Genomic DNA, 17759 nt, shown 5'->3' with positions numbered 1-17759 from the left:
GCGTTTTAGAGTCCGATGCAGATTTACCTGCCCATCGCTGAGCTGTCGGTCAATATCTGGCTGCTGCTTGGCCTGGGCGGCGCGGTTGGCTATCTCTCCGGCCTGTTCGGCGTCGGCGGCGGCTTCCTGCTGACGCCATTACTGATTTTCATCGGCGTGCCGCCGGCGGTGGCGGTGGCGACCTCCGCCAACCAGGTGGTGGCGGCCAGTGTTTCCGGCTTCTATGCCCATTGGCGCAAGGCCAATGTCGATTTCCGCATGGGCGGCATGCTGCTGGCCGGCGGCCTTGCCGGCTCCGGCTTCGGCGCATGGCTGTTCAGCTACATGCGCCAGGCCGGTCATCTCGATCTGGTGATCAGCCTCTCCTATGTGGTGATTCTCGGCACTGTCGGCAGCCTGATGGCAGTGGATGCGGTGCGCGCGCTGCGCCGCCGAGCCGATGCCGCGCCGCCGCGCAAGATCAAGCGTTTCCATGATCACCCGCTGCTCAAGGCGCTGCCCTTCAAGATGCGCTTCCGTCGCTCGCAGCTCTATATCAGCGCCTTGCTCCCGCTCCTGCTCGGCTTCGTTGTGGGTGTGCTGGCGGCGATCATGGGTGTGGGCGCCGGCTTCCTGCTGGTGCCGGCGATGATTTATCTGCTCGGCATGCCGGCTGCCGTGGTGGTTGGTACCTCGCTGTTCCAGATCATCTTCGTCACCGCCAATGTCACCATGCTGCATGCCATCACCACGCAGACCGTGGATGTCACCCTGGCACTGATGCTGCTGGTCGGTTCGGTGGTCGGGGCGCAATTCGGTGCCCGTGCCGGTGCGGCTTTGCGCGGCGAGCATCTGCGTGGCCTGCTGGCGGCCCTGGTGCTTGGCGTCGCGATTTTCCTGGCGTTGGAATTGTTTATTCCGCCGGCGGATATCTACTCGCTCGAGCCGGGGAATCTGCGATGACGCGCCGGTTCACCACGCTGTTCACCTTGCTGTTGCTGCTGGTTTGCGCCGGCGAGGCGCGGTCGCAGCGTGGCCTGTCTTCCACCGTGGTGCCGGCCGATGCGCCGCTGGTCACCGATCTTTCGGCGCATCTGATCGCCATCACCTCCAGTTTCACCGGCACTGAATTGCTGCTGTTCGGTTCGGTGGACGAGCCGGGCGATATCGTGGTGGTGGTGCGCGGCCCATCGGGCCCGGCCATCGTGCGGCAGAAGAAGCGCGAAGCCGGCATCTGGCTCAACCGCTCGCCGTTGCGTTTCGAGGGCGTGCCGGCCTATTACGCCGTTGCCTCGACCCGGCCGTTGAAGGAAGTGGCCTCGCCGAGCTTGCTGGCGCGGCTGCAGATCGGTGGCGAGAATCTGCGCTTCCGTTTCACCCGGCCAGCCGAGGAGCCCGATACCAGTCCGCACCGCGCTGCCATCCTGCGGCACAAGGCGCTGGGCGGCCTCTACCGCGAGGAGACCAGCGTGGTTTTCCTGGGGCCCAAGTTGTTCCGCACCGAGATCAGCTTCCCATCCACCGTGCCGGTCGGCACCTACACGACGGAAGTCTATCTGATCCGCGACGACCGTGTGATCGCGGCGCAATCGACGCCGCTATTCGTCGACAAGCAGGGCATCGAGCAGGAAATCTTCGACTTTTCCCGCCGCGAGCCGGCGGTCTATGGTTTCATATCCGTACTGCTGGCGGTGACGGCTGGCTGGGCCGCAGCTTTGCTGTTCCGCAGGTGATGGCTGTGGGTGGGGGTAAAGGTATTGCCGTACCCCCCGCGTTCTGACGCCACCTCTTTTCCCAGCAACACTTTCTCCTGGGGAAGCAATATGCGAAATTGCATTTCATTTCTCTGACATGAGTGCCATTGTGATGGACAAGGATATTCTCGATCAGTTTCGCACCACGTTGCGCCGCTTCGTGCGTGAACGCCTGGTGCCGCTGGAGCGCCAGGTGGCGGATGACGACCGGATTCCGGATGAGATCCGCGCCGCCTTCGCCGAAATGGGCCTGTTCGGCCTGTCGATCCCCGAAGAATATGGCGGCCTTGGCCTCGACATGGCCGAGGAAGTCGAACTGGTGATGGAGCTAGGCTGGACCTCGCCGGCCTTCCGCAGCATGTTCGGCACCAATGTCGGCATCGGCAGCCAGGGCATCCTGATCGATGGTACCGAGGAGCAGAAGCGCGCCTATCTGCCGAAGCTGGCGGCGGGCGAGATGGTGGCCAGCTTCGCGCTCACCGAGCCGGAAGCAGGCTCCGATGCCGCTTCTCTGCGTACCCGCGCCGACCTGGATGGCGATCATTACGTGGTGAATGGCACCAAGCGCTTCATCACCAACGCGCCGCATGCTTCGATCTTCACCCTGATGGCACGCACGGATCCCGGCAACAAGGGGGCGGGCGGCATTTCCGCCTTTATCGTCGACGCCAAGTCGCCGGGTATACGCATCGGCAAGCCGGACAAGAAGATGGGCCAGCGCGGCGCCCATACCGCCGATGTGATCTTCGACAATGTGAAAGTGCCGGCGGCGAATATCATCGGTCTCAAGCCGGGGCAGGGGTTCAAGACGGCGATGAAGGTGCTGGACCGTGGCCGCCTGCATATCGCGGCGCTCTGTGTCGGCACGGCCGAGCGGCTGATCCATGAGAGCTTAAGCTATGCCCGCGAGCGCAAGCAGTTCGGCCAGCCTATTGCCGAATTCCAGTTGGTGCAGGCGATGCTGGCCGACAGCCGCACGGAAGCCTATGCCGCGCGCTGCATGGTGCAGGACGCGGCCCGGCGCTATGCCGCCGGCGAGGTGGTTGCGACCGAGGCTTCCTGCTGCAAGCTGTTTGCTTCCGAGATGGTTGGCCGCGTCGCCGACCGCGCGGTGCAGATCCATGGCGGTTCGGGCTACATGCAGGAATATGCGGTGGAACGCTTCTACCGCGATGTGCGCCTGTTCCGGCTTTATGAGGGCACCAGCCAGGTGCAGCAGATCGTGATCGCGCGCAACATGCTGCGCGATGCTGCGGCACAGGCATGACCATGCCGGACGACGGATCAAGTAGTACAACGCTGGTACCGCCCCGCCTGCCGATGGCGGTGGCGACGATCTGCTTCCTGTTCAGTGTCATCAATCGCGGCTTGAGCGAATGCTTCACCGCCTTCCTGCTGCCGTTGACCCGTGAATTCGCCGCCGACCGTGCCCATGTTGCCACCATCTATTCGCTGATGATGCTGATCGCCGGCTTCGGTGCGCCGTTGGCCGGCTATGGTTTCGACCGTTTCGGGGCGCGGCGCATCTATGTCACCGGCCTGGTGCTGTTCATCCTCGGTCTCGGCCTCGCCTCCTTCGCCCGGGAACTGTGGCAACTCTATATCGCCATCGGGCTGCTGGTCGGCTGTGGCTCGGCGGCGCTTGGCAATGCCGCGCATTCCGCCTTCCTGGCGCGCTGGTTCGAGGGCGCCAAACTCTCCCGGAGCGTCAGTCTGGTTTATGCCGGACTCGGCATCGGCACATTGCTGATTGTGCCGTTGTCGCAGTGGATGATCGAGACGTTTGGTTGGCGTATCGCCTATCTCGGCCTTGCGGCTTTGCCGCTGGTCGGCGTGATGCTGCTGCCGATACTGGACTGGCGCCGCGCCCAGGCGGGCTCGCCCGGCTGGCAGGCAGCACGGCTGGCGATGTCGAGCGGCAGCAGCGGCCAGCATGAATGGACGCTCGGCAAGGCGTTGCGCGAGCCGGCCTTCTGGGGCCTGGCTTCGGTATTCTTCTTCACCGGCTCCGGCATCTTCTCGGTGATGGTGCAGGGTGTCGCCTATCTGGTCGAACTCGGCTATCCGCCACTCAAGGCGGCTTCGGTCTACGGTCTGGTCGGCATCCTGACGCCGATCGGCATCATCGGTTTCGCCTGGGCCGATGGCCGCATCGGGCGCCATGCCTCGGCCCTGCTGTCCTATATCTTCAGCCTTACCGGCCTGCTGGCGCTATGGGCGTTGCAGTTCTATTTCAATGAGCTGCTGATCGCGGTTTTCGTGCTCTGCATCGGCCTCACCTTCGGCGCCCGTGGCCCGATGGTCAGTTCCACGGCGGCGCGCATCTTCCAGGGCCGGCGGCTTGGTAACATCTTCGGCACGGTGATGCTCGGCAGTGGCCTCGGCATAGCGGCCGGCAGCTATCTCGGTGCGCTGCTGCACGATCTTACCGGCAGCTACAACGCGGTTTTCGTCTATTCCGGTATCTGCGTGGTGCTGGGCGCCCTGCCATTCTGGACCTATCGGGCGCTGCGGGAGGCGGCTTGAAACACCAGCCGGAATCCCTATCATCATTCCCAATCTGACTCCCCGTTTTAAGCCCCGCTTCCAAGGAATACGCGCATGAGCAAGTTCGGCCTCAGCCAGCCGGTCCGCCGGGTGGAGGACAAGCGTTTCATTACCGGCCAGGGCCGCTACACCGACGATATCAGCCTGCCGGGCCAGGCCTTCGGTTATTTCCTGCGCTCGCCCCATGCCCATGCCCGCATCCTTGGCATCGATACCTCGGAAGCCCGCCAGGCGCCGGGTGTGCTGGCGGTCTACACCGTGGCCGACCTGCGCGACGCCAAGATCGGCGACCTGCCTTGTACCATTCCGCTGAAGAACCGTGATGGCAGCAAGCGCGCCGATCCGCCGCGCCCGGCGCTCGCCGAAGGCTTCGTGCGCCATGTCGGCGATCCGATCGCTTTCGTTGTGGCCGAGACCCTGGCACAGGCGCGCGATGGCGCCGAACTGGTGGCGGTAGACTATGATCCGCTGCCGGCGGCGCCCGACATGGCCACCGCGATGCAGCCCGGCCAGCCGCAGATCTGGCCCGAGGCGCCGAACAACCGCGTGTTCGATTGGGAAGTTGGCAAGAAGGACAAGGTGGACGAACTCTTCGCCGCCGCCGCCCACACAGTGAAGCTGCGCCTGACCAACAACCGCATCGTCGTCGCCTCGATGGAGGCGCGTGCCGCGCTGGCGGCGCATGATGCCGAAAGCAACCGCTTCACGCTCTACACCCCGACCCAGGGCGTGTGGGTGCAGAAGAATTTGCTGTCGAAGATTTTCAGCGTCGAGCCGGCGCAATTCTCGGTGCATACCACCGATGTTGGCGGCGGCTTCGGCATGAAGATCTTCATCTATCCGGAGCAGGTGATGACGCTGTTCGCCGCGCGCGAACTGAAGCGTCCGGTGAAGTGGACGTCGGACCGCGCCGAGGCCTTCCTCACCGATACCCATGGCCGCGCCAATCTCACCGAGGCCGAGCTGGCATTGGACAAGGACCATAATTTCCTGGCGCTGCGTGTGCATAACATCGCCGATATGGGCGCCTATCTTTCCACTTATGCGCCGATGATCCCGACCATGGCCGGCACCAAGGTGCTGTCCTCGGTCTACCGTTTCCAGGCGGTGCATGCCCGCGTCGAGGGCGTATTCACCAACACGGTGCCGGTGGATGCCTATCGCGGTGCCGGCCGCCCGGAATCGAACTACATCATGGAGCGCCTGATCGACGTGGCGGCGGTGGAACTCGGCGTCGAGCGTTCGGAATTGCGGCGCAAGAACTATATCCCGCCCTCGGCCTTCCCGTGGACCAGCGCCATGGGCCTCACCTATGACTCGGGCGAGTTCGAGAATACCTCGGCCACGGCGCTGAAGGCGTTCGATTGGGCCGGCGCGGAAGCACGGCGCAAGGAAGCCGCCAAGCGCGGCAAGCGGCTGGGCGTCGGCATGGCCTATTATCTCGAAGCCACCGGTGGTGCCCCGACCGAGCGGGCGGAAATCCTGTTCCATGAGGGCGGTGATGTGGAAGTGCTGGTCGGCACCCAGTCGACCGGCCAGGGCCATGAGACCGCCTACATGCAGCTCATCCACAACAAGCTTGGCGTGCCGTTCGAGAAAATCCGCGTCACCCAGGGCGATTCCGACCGCATCCCCACGGGCGGCGGCACCGGCGGCGCGCGTTCGCTCTATTCCGAGGGCGGCGCCATTCTCGCCGCCAGCGACAAGGTGATTGAGAAGGGCAAGGATATCGCCGCTGACATGCTGGAAGCGGCCGTGGCCGATATCGAGTTCAATGATGGCCAGTTCCGTATCGCCGGCACCGACCGAGGCGCCAGCATCCTGGAAGTGGCGGCCACCGCGCGGTTGCGCTCAGGCGCCGCAGCGGATCAGCCGGCTGGCCTCGACACGGCAGCCGATTTCCAGGTCCAGGCGATCACCTTCCCCAATGGCTGCCATGTGGCGGAAGTGGAAGTGGACGAAGCCACCGGCATCGCCACCGTCACCCGCTATGTCGTTGCCGACGACATGGGCAAGGTGATCAACCCCATGATCGTGGAAGGCCAGATCCAGGGTGGTGTCGCTCAGGGCATTGGCCAGGCGCTGTATGAGCGCGTGGTCTATGATGCCGATGGCCAGTTGCTCACCGGCAGCTTCACCGATTATTGCATGCCGCGTGCAGACGATATGCCGGACATCCAAGTGATCCTCTGCGAGGTGCCGTGCAAGACCAACCCGCTGGGCGTCAAGGGCGCTGGCGAGGCGGGCGCGGTTGGTGCGCCGCCGGCGGTGATGAACGCGCTGGCCGATGCGCTGAACGTCAGGCATGTCGATATGCCGGCGACACCAGAACGCATCTGGGAAATCCTGCAGCAGCGTCAGGCGGCGGAATAACTGATCTGCAGGCTGTTCAGGCCGCGCACCACGATTGAGTCGCTCCAGTCCGGGGCGGCGGCAAGTTCGATATGCGGCAGCCGGCGCAGCAGGGCGGGGAAGGCGGTTTGGCCTTCCAGCCGTGCCAGCGGTGCGCCGATACAGAAGTGGATGCCATAGCCAAAGGTCAGGTGCGGATTGTGTTGGCGCCGGATGTCAAAACGGTCCGGCTGCTCGAACACGCGCGGATCGCGGTTGGCCGCACAGAGCATCTGGAATACCCGGTCGCCGCGCTTGATCTGCTTGCCTTCGAGCTCGATATCCTCAGCCGCAACGCGTACCTGCGCGAGTGATGGCCCGTCCCAGCGCAGCATCTCCTCTATGGCGGTTGCGGCCAGCGTCGCATCGTCGCGCAGCATATGCATCTGCTCCGGGTGCTTGAGCAGCGCCAGCAGGCCGTTGCCAAGCAGATGCGTGGTGGTCTCGTGTCCGGCAAACAGCAGCAATACGCAGGCGCCCACCAGTTCTTCGGTGGAAAGGAAGTCGCCGCGCTGTTCCGCTTGCACCATGCCGGTGGTGACATCTGCCTCTGGCTGGCGCCGCCGGGCTTCCACCAGATCGGTAAAATAGGCGTTCATCTCCAGCAGGGCGCTGTTGGCCTGACGGTATTTGTCGGCGGACATGCGCGAGGTCAGCACGAAGGCGCCGAGGTGGTCTGACCAATGTTTCAGTTTCTCTACATCGGCGGCCGGCACGCCCAGCATGCTGGCAATGACATGGGCCGGTAGCGGATAGGCGAAATCCTGGATGAAATCGGTTTCCCCACCGCGTTTGGCGAGGTCATCGAGCAGCCGCTCGACAATGGCTGCCACGCGCGGTCGCATGGCCTCCAGCGCGCTGGTGGTGAAGGCCTTGTTCATCAGCCCTCGCACCCTTGTATGCGCCGGCGGATCGTTGAACACCGCCCAGAGCCGCATGCTGGCATCAAGTTCACGCAAGTCGGCGCGTTCCGCATCTGGCATACGGTCGAAGAAGGGCCGCATGCGGTCGGAGGAAAAGCGCCGGTCACGCAGGGACTGGCGGATATGGTCGTAGCGCGTCAGTATCCAACCGCCGAGCTTGTCGCTCCAATGCACCGGATCATGCTCCATCAGGGCATGCAGTGAGGGGTACGGATCGGCTATCACCGCCGCGTCGCGGGCGTTGAAGGTCACTGTCATGGCGCTTCCCGGCGTCTGTTATTTTGCCCGAGTATGGAGATGGATCGATGCCGCGTGAATACCCCTCCGCTCCGATAGTCGGCCTTGGCGCCGTGGTCTGGCATGAGGGCAAGGTATTGATGATCCGCCGGGGCCAGCCGCCGCGTCAGGGGCTATGGAGTCTGCCGGGCGGGGGGCAATTATTGGGCGAGACGGTGGAACAGGGTATCCGGCGGGAATTGCTGGAGGAGACCGGTGTCGAAATTGATTTACTCGGACTGGTTGCAGTGATCGACTCGGTCCAGCGCGATACGGAAGGCCGTGTGCTGTATCATTACACCATCATCGACTATGCCGCGCGCTGGCGCTCTGGCGACACCGTGGCGGGCGATGATGCGGCCGAGGCCGCCTGGTTTACGCCGAAAGAACTAGAAGAACTTGATCTCTGGGAGGAGACGCTGCGGGTGGTGGAGCAGTCTCGTCGCTTTTTGTCGCAATGAGTATGTGAAGGATTAACTGTCAGTCGGATACAGACATTTCCGGCGCGGGCCAATTGTGCTTTAGTGGCTTGCAACAGACCTATTATTCTACCCTCAGGGGCAGGGAATGAATTTTCCAAAAGGCGCCGGCTCGCAGTTTCAGCCGACGAAATTCGAGGAGCGTGGCACCGCTGTCAGTTTCACCACGCCGGCCATCAGCCAGGCGCGTGTGCGCGTGGATAGCCGCGAGCAGCTTGAACTCACGGTCTCCGCCTTCTCCGGTGTGAAGGGCAATTACGTCATCCGCTGGAAGGATGTGCCGGAAATCTTCTCGCTGACGATGCATGATCGTTCGCTGCATGAAGAGATCCTGAAGCGCAATTCCTGTCTGCCGCCACATGTGCGCAGTGCCACGCTGGAGGCGGCGAAATCAGGCCTCGCCGGCCCGGAAGCGCAGAAGTCCGCCGAGGAAGCATTGGCGGAAGATGAAAACGAGATGCTGCTGACGCGCTTCTTCCTGTTCAAGGGGGCGCTGGAGAAGATGTCGGGCGGCCAGATGAATCTGCGCGTCTCCGACTTCGTGTCCGACTCCGGGCGAGACCGGGTGAAGCATGCCATGGGCGACATCGCCCAGCGGTTGCAGGCTACGACGAATCTGCTTTACGACCGGCTGGAATCCTGGGGCAACCTGATCTCGCCGCTCGGCGTGCCCGGCATGAGCAAGGATTGCCGCCTGCGCCGCATCGTCAATGCCATCGCCGGGCTCGAGGAAGCCATGGCCAAATGGTCTGCCGAGGACAAGTCGGAAGCTGCGGAACTGGCTCGCCCGATTGGCAAGATTTGCGGGTTTACCGGCGATTATGCCAAGGAACTCATTGCTTCCGCGATGCGCCCTCTGGAACATCCCGAGCGGGTGCTGATGAACTGGGAGAAGATTTCCGGCTCGATCCAAAAGGACCTGGAACGGCTGTGGTGGACGGTTGATGGCTGGGAATACGTTATCCTGCTGTGGCAGGATGTGCAGGATAAGGACCGGGATACCCAGCGGGCGGCGATAACGGAAATTTATCGAATTCTGCCCATCATCCCGGAAAAGGAAGCGGCCAACCGCCCGAATGCCCAGGCGATGCAGGAAAACACCAAGCTCCAGGTGCGGGCGCTTGAGAGTTGGAATTCAGGCACGTTGGATATGGAAATGCTGCGACGGGTCGAATCCACGAAAAGGAGGCAGGTATGACCGATCTTGCTTCCGAACTGCGGGATATCGAACGCAAGCTGTTCGAGATACCCGACGAGAAGGTGGCGCAGCTCACACTGCTCATCGAGCGTTCGCGCGCTATCGTCCTCTCTGCCGCTGTTGCCAATGCCGCGCTTGGCACCCTGCGCCCGCGTCTGGTGAAAACCCGGCCGCCGCGTTACCTCACGCTGCAGCGCGTGTTCTGCCATCCGTTCGAGGATCTGCTGGTGATGGGCGATGACGGCGTGAAGCCGTTCGGCCGCATCGCCCGCTCGTCGCTGGCGCCCTGCTGGGAATTCGTGCTGTCCAGCCTGGATGCCGCCGCCGTGAAGCAGCTTGAAGCCTCGCTGCGCGCCGCACCGGCCCCCGATATCGGGTCCAGCAGCGATCCGCGTATTCCGCGCCTGGGTGCTACGCTTTGGAAAGTCGCGGCGCAGCGCCTGCGCGAGGAATTGAACAAGGCTGCCGCCGATCCCGGCCAGCATGCCGCCCTGGTGGAGAAGCTGGGGGGGGAGAACGTGCTGGGTGACCTCACCGACATGACCTGCCTCCTGGAACTGGCGCCGGAAACCGAAAAGCTGCGTGAGGCGATGTCGCCGAAGCCGGTCGGCCGCCTGCTGGAAGAGCAGGTGGAGGAGATCAAGCAGATCTACAGCGATGTGGCGACCACTGGCAAAGGCATGCCCGGCTGCCTGATTGCCATCACCGTGGCGCGCCTCACCGATGGCTTCCAGGCGCTGCCGATTTTCGACTCCCTGGCTGAATTGCCCACCGGCATCGAAGGCATGAAGCCCGGCCAGTATGTCCGCGCCATGCTGTCGGGCGATTCCAAGCGCTTTTTCGGTGCCGTCACCCGTACCGATCCTTCAAAGGTAGACGATGCCAAGGTGGCTGACATGGTGGGCGATTTCGTGTCGCTGATCGGCCGGCTGAAGAAGGACGGCATGGCCGAGGGGCCGCAGCCTGAGATGGATGCGGCCAGTCGTCAGCTCAAGGACATGGTGCGCATCGGCGTGCTCGGCGGCATCGACGAGAAGGTGCTGGGCGGCATTGATGCGGTGCTGTCGCTGCCGCCGGCAGAAGACAGCGAGGATGCCAAGAAGGCGGTGTTCGACGCCAAGCTCGAGGCCGAGAATCGCGTCTATGCGCTGCAGCGTGTTGCCAGGGTGGCGACCGAGATCGGCGCCGACAAGGATGTCAACGGCGCGATCAAGCAGCTTACCAGCCAGATCGATGGCACCGGCAACACGCTGCTGGCCGATATCAAGGCGGGCAAGCTGAATGCGGAAGGCCCGGAGGCGGCGCGTACCAAGCTGTTTGCGGCGGTGCGCATGCTGGAACTGGTCGCCGGCAGTCAGTATGCCAACAAGCTGATGAAGGACGGGATGGCCGCTATCGCACGGATGCCGCAGGCATAAGCAGCACCGAGGGCGGCCTCATTGGGGGGATGGGCCGATGAGCGAAGGCACAGGCGGATCGCGTGGCAGCCGCAAAAAATTGAGCCACAGCGAGATCGCGCAGGCAATCAAGGCGCATGAGAATTACCGCAACGGCATCATGGGCGGTCGCCGCGCCATATTGTCGTTCCATGATCTTTCCAATCTGATCCTATCTGGCGCCAATCTCAGCGATGCCGATTTCACCGGCTGTGTGCTGTATGGCACCAAACTGCAGGACTGCAATCTTGACCGCGCGGTGCTGTTCGGCGCAGATCTGCGCGAGGCCGATTTAACCGGCGCCAGCCTGGTGCGGGCCGATCTGCGCGGAGCCTGTCTGCATGGCGCCAATCTCACCCGGGCCAATCTGTTCGACGCAGATCTGCGCGATGGCATGATCGCCGAACGTGACCGCCACGGTAACATTCATGCGCTCGGCTTCGATGTCGGCCCGGCGGAAATGAATGGCGCCAAGATGCGCGGTGCCAACCTTACCTCGGCGAAGATGACCGGTTCGGTGGCGACCCATACCGATTTCACCGATGCCATCATGATCGGCGCCAACCTGGTGCGCGCCAATCTGGCCAATGCCAATCTCACCGGCGCCAATCTGGCCGGCGCCGATCTTTCCGGTGCCAGCCTGAAAGGTGCGGCACTGACCAATGCCGTGATCACCGGCGCCAAGATGCAGATGGCTGATCTCACCGGCGCCAACACCGATGGCCTGCTTTCCGACAAGCCGGCAGGCAAGCCGCTGGAAGACCTCGGCCTGACGCCGGAAGAGGCGCTGCGACTGCATAGTCTGTGGGTCACGAGCGGCGGCAAGGAAGGCAAGCTGACCGATTTCAGCGGCTATGACCTGCGCAAGCTTGGCAGCCTCTACAAGGCCCTGCTGGTCGGCCTGGTGGCGAACAAGGCCGTGCTGTTTGGCCTCAACATGGAAGGCGCGCTGCTGCAGGGTGCCAAGCTGGCGGAAGCCGATCTACGCAACAGCAAGCTGGCCGGCGCCGATCTGCGTGGCAGCAGCCTGAAGGGCGCCAAGCTGGCCCATGCCGATCTGCGCGATGCCAATCTCAGCGCGCTGGTGGTTGGTGCCGACCGCTATTTCCCCGCCAATCTGGAAGGTGCCAACCTGCGCCGCTGCGATCTGCGCGGCGCCAAGCTCACCCGCGCCAACCTGCGCGGTGCCGACCTGACGGAAGCTGATCTCGCTACGGCGGATCTTGCCGATGCAGACCTGACCGATGCCATTGGCTTTGTACGCTAGCTATTTCTGGCCCGAGAGCTGGCGCACATCGTAAAGCGTCGGCTCGGCGCCGAACTCGCCGAGTTCGGTGGTGCCCAGACCAAGGCTGATCGATTCCGCGCCATCGCGGTCGATGGTGATACGGGCATTGAAGGCCTGGTGCGAAAACCCGTGCTTGTCGACGATGCGGTAGACCGTGACGCCGTTGCGCACTTCCACTGCTGACGTGACGCTGGCGCGGATATTGGTGATACGGTAACCACCCAGCTCCTGGCCGATCAGCGGCTGCACCAGCTTTTCGGCGCGGGCAAGAAACAGGATGGTGTCGATCTCGCTCTGGTTCACCAACTGGTCTGACGAGCGGTTGAACTGCCCGATCAGCACCTGCTGCGCCTGGGCTTTGCCGATGATGCGGGCCAGACCGATGGTCACATCGCCGACGATATACTCGAAGCCGCGCGGATTGTTGCCTTCCACCTGGTGGTAGGAGAAATGCGGGCCGACAGTGAAGGCGGCACGCAGGATCGGCACCAGGCGCGGATTGCCCTTGCGCCGCGCCAGCGCGTTATCGGCCAGGATCAGGATCAGCGCGATATAGGTGCGCATATCCGCTTCAACGCCCTTGGCGCGGTTCCAGACATAGAAACCATCACCCACGGTGGAGCGTGCCAGTTCGTTGCGCAGGCCGACTTCGTTGAGGCGTTTGCTGGCCGAGTTGATCGAGTATTCCAGCGACGAAAGCTGCGCCACCTGCTCCAGCGGCGAATGCTTGGAGAAGCCGACGATATCGAACAGCATCACGGCGCGGTTGGCGGTTTCAACCACGGCATAGCGCTTGACCAAATTCTCGATCATCGCCGGGTTCACGTCGTTGCGGCCCTGACCGACGCTGAACGGCACGTCCATGGTCAGCGGCCGGATGCCCAGCACTTTGCAGGTTTCGGCGAAAGTCTTGCCGCCCATCAGGCGACGGCCACGGATCAGACGCGGATAGGCTTCCGCATTACCCAGCACATTGTAGGGCGCGGAGAAGGCGAAGGAGATCTGATTGTTTTCATGGCTCCAGCCGGCAAGGATGTGCTTGCCCAGGCGCCAGGAGGAATACAGGACAAAGTCGATCTCCCGCATTCCCTGTCGGACGGCGTCCATGTCGCTCATGACGCGACGGCTTCCCCTTGCACACGCTTATTGGCGAAATACCCTGGCGCGGCTGGCGGCTTGGTTCACCGAAGCGTTGCCCGGCGGACCAGTGCAATCAGCGCGCTGGTTGCGCCGTCATGATGCGGTTGCCGGCTCGGGTCCGTCAACTCTTCCAGGATCGGGCCGGCCAGACGCTTGCCCAGTTCTACGCCCCACTGGTCGAAGGAGTTCACCCCCCAGATCACGCCCTGGCAGAAAATCTTATGCTCGTAGAGCGCGATAAGCATCCCAAGATGGTAAGGATCAAGGATCGGCAGGGCGATCAGCGCGCTTGGCCGATTGCCAGAGAATACCTTGTGTGGCGCCAGGGCCGCTGCGGCCTCATCGCTCATGCCGCTGGCCCGCAGGTCGGCGGTGACTTCCTCCAGCGTACGGCCCAGCATCAGCGCCTCGGCCTGTGCCAGCACATTCGCGGTGAGCATGGCGTGGTGCTGGCCCAGCGGATAGCGGCTTTCCAGCGGCAGGATGAAATCCGCGGGCACTACCGGGGTGCCCTGATGCAGCAACTGGTAGAAGGCATGCTGACCATTGGTGCCCGGCTCGCCGAATACCAGCGGTCCGGTGGCATAGCCGACGCTGCGGCCCCAGCGGTCGGTGGACTTGCCGTTGCTCTCCATGTCGGCCTGCTGCAGATAGGCCGGCAGGCGACCGAGGCCCTGGTCATAGGGCAGCACGGCCAGGGAGTTGAAGCCGAGGAAGTTGACATTCCAGATGCCGGCGAGCGCCATCAGCACCGGCAGGTTGCCGATCAGCGGCGCCGTGCGGAAATGTTCGTCCATGGCATGGGCGCCGGCGAGCAGATCGCGGAATTTCTCCATGCCGATGCTGAGCGCGATGGGAAAGCCAATGCTCGACCACAGCGAATAGCGGCCGCCCACCCAGTCCCAGAAGGTCAGGCGGCGGTCTGCCTTGAGGCCGAAAGCCGCCACCGCCTTGGGCGCGGCGGAGAGCGCGACAAAATGCGCCGCCCAGTCGGCCTTTTCGCCCAGGGCCTGTTGCAGCCAGTGCCGCGCGCTGGCGGCATTGGCCATGGTTTCCTGAGTGGTGAAGGTCTTGGAGGCGACAATGATCAGGGTGCGTGCCGGCTCGCAGCCGGCCAGCACCCGCATCAGATCGGCGCCGTCCACATTGCTGACGAATTTTACGTCAAGGCCGGGCTCATGGTCGGCGGCCAGGGCATCGACCACCATGCGCGGCCCGAGGTCGGAACCGCCGATGCCGATATTCACCACATAGCGGAAAGTCTCGCCGGTGGCGCCGCGCCAGGTCCCATTGCGCACCGCCTGCACCATGGCTTCCATGCGGTCAAGTTCGCCATGCACCTGCTGCACTACGTCAGTGCCATCAACCACCAGGGTTTCCTCGCGCGGCAGCCGCAAAGCGGTATGCAGCACGGCGCGGTCCTCGGTGCTGTTGATATGCACACCAGCGAACATGCGCTCGCGCCAGCCTTCCAGATCGGCGGCGCGGGCCAGCTTCAGCAGCAGGCCGAGTGTCTGGGCCGAAAGCCGCTGGCGCGAGAGATCGAGCAGCATGTCGCCATGCTGGAAAGAGAAGCGTTCGAAACGCTTTGGATCGGCGGTGAAAAGCTGGCGCAGCGTGATGTCGCGCTCGGCTGCCGCCTGGGCCGCCAAGGCGCGCCATTCTTCGGTCTGATCGATGGAGGGCGAGAGGGGGGGCGGCAGCAGGGTCATGGGTCAGGTCACCACATCGGGGCCGGCCCGGCCGCTGCGGCGGCGTAGGCCAAGCTGGCTTTCAGCAAAATCGATCAGCGGTTTCAGGCGGGCCTGCACATCATCATGTTGGCGTGCAGGGTCGGCCTCGAAGCGTTCAAAATAGAGCCGCACCGTGGCCCCTTCAGTACCGGTGCCGGAAAGGCGGGCGATGACGCGCGCCGCCTCACCGCAGATCACGCGCAGCCCTTGAGCCTTGGAAACGCTGCCATCGATGGGATCGGTATAGGCGAAGTCATCGGCCTGGGTGATCGCCATGCCGTCAATCGAGCGCCCGACCAGGCCGGGCAGTGCCTTGGCAAGATCGGCCATCGCTGCCTGCGCCGTGGCGGTCTCCACCGCCTCGTAATCGTGGCGTGAATAATAATGCCGGCCAAATTGCCGCCAATGCTGCGCCAGGATATTCGCCACCGGCTCACGCCGCTTGGCCAGCAGGTTGAGCCAGAACAATACGGCCCAGAGCCCATCCTTCTCGCGCACATGGTTCGACGAGGTGCCGTAGCTTTCCTCGCCGCATAAGGTGATGCGGCCGGCGTCCAGCAGGTTGCCAAAGAATTTCCAGCCGGTCGGCGTCTCGAAACAGGGAAGGCCGAGCTGCTTCGCCACGGCATCGGCGGCGCGACTGGTCGGCATCGAGCGGGCAATGCCGGCAATGCCTGCAGCATAGCCCGGCGCCAGCGTCGCATTGGCGGCGAGCACCGCCAGGCTGTCGGAAGGGCTCACTGCAATGCCGGGGCCGAGAATCATGTTGCGGTCGCCATCGCCATCCGAGGCGGCGCCGAAATCCAGGCCTGGCATCAGGCCCACCAGCTCTTCGGCATGGGCGGGATTGGGATCGGGATGGCCACCGCCGAAATCCGGCAGCGGCACCGCGTTGAGCAGCAGGCTTTCCGGCGCCCCCAGCATGTCCACAAGGACACGGCGGGCATAGGGGCCGGTCACGGCATGCATGCCGTCGAAACGCATGCGGAAGCCGGAATGCAGCAGGTCGCGGATGGCATCGAAATCGAACAGCGTCTGCAGCAGCGCGGCATGATCGGCCACCGGGTCGATGATCGAGATGCGCATGCCGCCGAGCGTGGCCGCGCCGAGACGGTCGAGGTCGATATCGGCGGCGTCGATGGTGAGATAGCGGTCGATTTCCTGGCTGCGGCGATAGATCGCTTCCGTCACCGCTTCCGGCGCCGGGCCGCCATTGCCGATATTATATTTGATGCCGAAGTCGCCGTGCGGGCCGCCAGGATTGTGGCTGGCCGAAAGCACAATGCCGCCCTGGGCATCATGGGCGCGGATCACGGCGGAAGCTGCCGGCGTCGAGAGCAGGCCGCCCTGGCCGAGCAGCACATGCGCCACGCCATTCGCCGCCGCCAGCCGCAGGATGATCTGCACGGCTTCGCGGTTGAAGTAGCGGCCATCGCCGCCAAGCGCCAGTGTGCCGCCCTTGAGATCGGCCCGAGTATCGAACAGCGACTGCACGAAGGCTTCGAGATAGCCCGGCTGTTGGAATTCGCGCACCTTTTTGCGCAGGCCAGACGTGCCTGGCTTCTGCCCGGCAAAGGGCTGCAATGCGACGCTGCGGATGTTCATTGGTGCGACGGGTTGGGGCGCAACTGGCTGACCAGATCGTGCCGCGCCTGGGTGGCAGCCATCAGGATCACGGTGTGCAGCCGCACGATGCCGCGATGGATCTGCACGCCGCGGCAAAGTGGGCCGCTGTTGATGCCGGTGGCGATGAAGATGGCATCGTCGCTTTTCACCAGTTCCTGGCCCGAAAGCCAGCGGCTGCTGTCGAGGCCGAATTCCTTCACCTTGGCGGCCTCGTCTTCGCTCTGCGGATCGACGCGGCCAAAGAATTCGCCGCCCATGGCGCGGGCGAAGATCGCGGTGATGACGCCTTCCGGAGAGCCACCGGTACCAAACAGTGCATCCACGTTGCTGCCGCCGTCCACCGCCATGAAGGCGCCGGCCACGTCGCCATTCTCCTGCAGCATGGTGCGCGCGCCGGCGGCATGGATTTCCTTGATCATGGCATGGTGCCGCTTGCGGTTCAGCACGAAGATGCGCAACTCACGCACCGGCTTGTTCAGGGCTTCGGCCAGTGCCTCCAGCTTGCGCTTAACCGGCCAGGTCGGATCCACCTTGCCTTTGGCGGCGGCGGGCAGCACCAGCTTGTCCATGTAGAAGCTGGGGCCGAGGTCGAACATGGCGCCGCGCGGCGCCAGGGCCATCACCGCCATGGAATTATCGACGCCGTTGGCCATGTTGGTGGTGCCCTCGATGGGGTCCACGGCGATTTCGATTTCCGGTTCACCCTTGCCGATGCGTTCGCCGCGATAGAGCAGGGGGGCGTTGTCCTTCTCGCCCTCGCCGATCATCACCACCGCATTGATGTTGATATCGCCCAGCGCCTTGCGCATCGCCTCGACAGCGGCGCCATCGCCCGCTTCCTTTTCGCTACGGCCAACCCAGTCATGGGCCGCAACGGCTGCCGCTTCGGTCACATGCCGCAGGGCAAAGGGGAAATCGGCGCGGGCAAACGGGCTCGGCATCGGGCACTCCATTCTCGGGCTTCGTTCTTGTCGCCTGGAAATACGGCA

Annotated in this window: 14 protein-coding genes; 9 read left to right on the top strand and 5 right to left on the bottom strand. The window is 63.7% G+C overall.

All coding sequences use genetic code 11. From position 1 onward, the window contains the following. Positions 1-15: 15 nt before the first annotated feature. The 5 genes from V6B08_RS15040 to V6B08_RS15020 all read left to right on the top strand — a co-directional run bounded on the left by V6B08_RS15040 (position 16) and on the right by V6B08_RS15020 (position 6653). Positions 16-942, top strand: a complete 927-nt coding sequence (locus V6B08_RS15040) for a sulfite exporter TauE/SafE family protein (protein ID WP_341982313.1) — start codon at positions 16-18, stop codon at positions 940-942. Beyond that, complete coding sequence (locus V6B08_RS15035; protein WP_341982311.1) at positions 939-1712, top strand: TIGR02186 family protein; 774 nt, start codon at positions 939-941, stop codon at positions 1710-1712. Before V6B08_RS15040 ends, V6B08_RS15035 begins: the two co-directional genes overlap by 4 nt. A 118-nt stretch (positions 1713-1830) precedes the next feature. Beyond that, positions 1831-3000, top strand: coding sequence for an acyl-CoA dehydrogenase family protein (locus V6B08_RS15030; RefSeq protein ID WP_341982309.1), 1170 nt, complete (start codon positions 1831-1833; stop codon positions 2998-3000). After that, on the top strand, positions 2997-4259 hold the full coding sequence (locus V6B08_RS15025; RefSeq protein ID WP_341982306.1) for an MFS transporter: 1263 nt from the start codon (positions 2997-2999) through the stop codon (positions 4257-4259). The genes V6B08_RS15030 and V6B08_RS15025 overlap by 4 nt, the downstream gene beginning before the upstream one ends. Positions 4260-4334: 75 nt before the next feature. Next, positions 4335-6653, top strand: a complete 2319-nt coding sequence (locus V6B08_RS15020; protein ID WP_341982304.1) for a xanthine dehydrogenase family protein molybdopterin-binding subunit — start codon at positions 4335-4337, stop codon at positions 6651-6653. Here V6B08_RS15020 and V6B08_RS15015 read toward each other — a convergent pair. Beyond that, the gene (locus V6B08_RS15015; RefSeq protein ID WP_341982302.1) at positions 6638-7852 is read right to left on the bottom strand and encodes a cytochrome P450; all 1215 of its coding nucleotides are present in this window, start codon (positions 7850-7852) and stop codon (positions 6638-6640) included. The two genes, V6B08_RS15020 and V6B08_RS15015, sit on opposite strands and share 16 nt — an antisense overlap. Positions 7853-7899: 47 nt before the next feature. On the opposite strand from V6B08_RS15015, the gene V6B08_RS15010 reads away from it, so the two are divergent. The 4 genes from V6B08_RS15010 to V6B08_RS14995 all read left to right on the top strand — a co-directional run bounded on the left by V6B08_RS15010 (position 7900) and on the right by V6B08_RS14995 (position 12250). After that, a complete protein-coding gene (locus V6B08_RS15010; RefSeq protein ID WP_341982300.1) occupies positions 7900-8331 on the top strand; it encodes an NUDIX hydrolase in 432 nt (143 codons plus the stop codon). A 106-nt stretch (positions 8332-8437) separates the two neighbouring features. Further along, positions 8438-9547, top strand: coding sequence for a hypothetical protein (locus V6B08_RS15005; RefSeq protein ID WP_341982298.1), 1110 nt, complete (start codon positions 8438-8440; stop codon positions 9545-9547). Beyond that, complete coding sequence (locus V6B08_RS15000) at positions 9544-10965, top strand: hypothetical protein (protein ID WP_341982297.1); 1422 nt, start codon at positions 9544-9546, stop codon at positions 10963-10965. The genes V6B08_RS15005 and V6B08_RS15000 overlap by 4 nt, the downstream gene beginning before the upstream one ends. 37 nt (positions 10966-11002) lie before the next feature. Next, positions 11003-12250, top strand: a complete 1248-nt coding sequence (locus V6B08_RS14995; RefSeq protein WP_341982295.1) for a pentapeptide repeat-containing protein — start codon at positions 11003-11005, stop codon at positions 12248-12250. Here V6B08_RS14995 and V6B08_RS14990 read toward each other — a convergent pair whose 3' ends face one another. From V6B08_RS14990 to glpX, 4 genes are all read right to left on the bottom strand, one after another. After that, positions 12251-13387 (bottom strand): hypothetical protein, encoded by a 1137-nt coding sequence (locus V6B08_RS14990; RefSeq protein WP_341982294.1) that lies wholly within the window; start codon positions 13385-13387, stop codon positions 12251-12253. Positions 13388-13452: 65 nt separating this feature from the next. Further along, the gene (gene pgi / locus V6B08_RS14985; protein WP_341982292.1) at positions 13453-15123 is read right to left on the bottom strand and encodes a glucose-6-phosphate isomerase; all 1671 of its coding nucleotides are present in this window, start codon (positions 15121-15123) and stop codon (positions 13453-13455) included. A 3-nt stretch (positions 15124-15126) separates the two neighbouring features. Further along, positions 15127-16749, bottom strand: a complete 1623-nt coding sequence (locus tag V6B08_RS14980) for an alpha-D-glucose phosphate-specific phosphoglucomutase (protein ID WP_341982290.1) — start codon at positions 16747-16749, stop codon at positions 15127-15129. Then, the gene (gene glpX, locus V6B08_RS14975) at positions 16746-17711 is read right to left on the bottom strand and encodes a class II fructose-bisphosphatase (protein WP_341982288.1); all 966 of its coding nucleotides are present in this window, start codon (positions 17709-17711) and stop codon (positions 16746-16748) included. The genes V6B08_RS14980 and glpX overlap by 4 nt, the downstream gene beginning before the upstream one ends. Positions 17712-17759: the final 48 nt, after the last annotated feature.

This window comes from Ferrovibrio sp. MS7 (assembly GCF_038404985.1).
Lineage (GTDB): Bacteria > Pseudomonadota > Alphaproteobacteria > Ferrovibrionales > Ferrovibrionaceae > Ferrovibrio > Ferrovibrio plantarum.
Note: the sequence above shows the minus strand (reverse complement) of the source record. Positions and strands in the feature narration are given on the sequence as shown.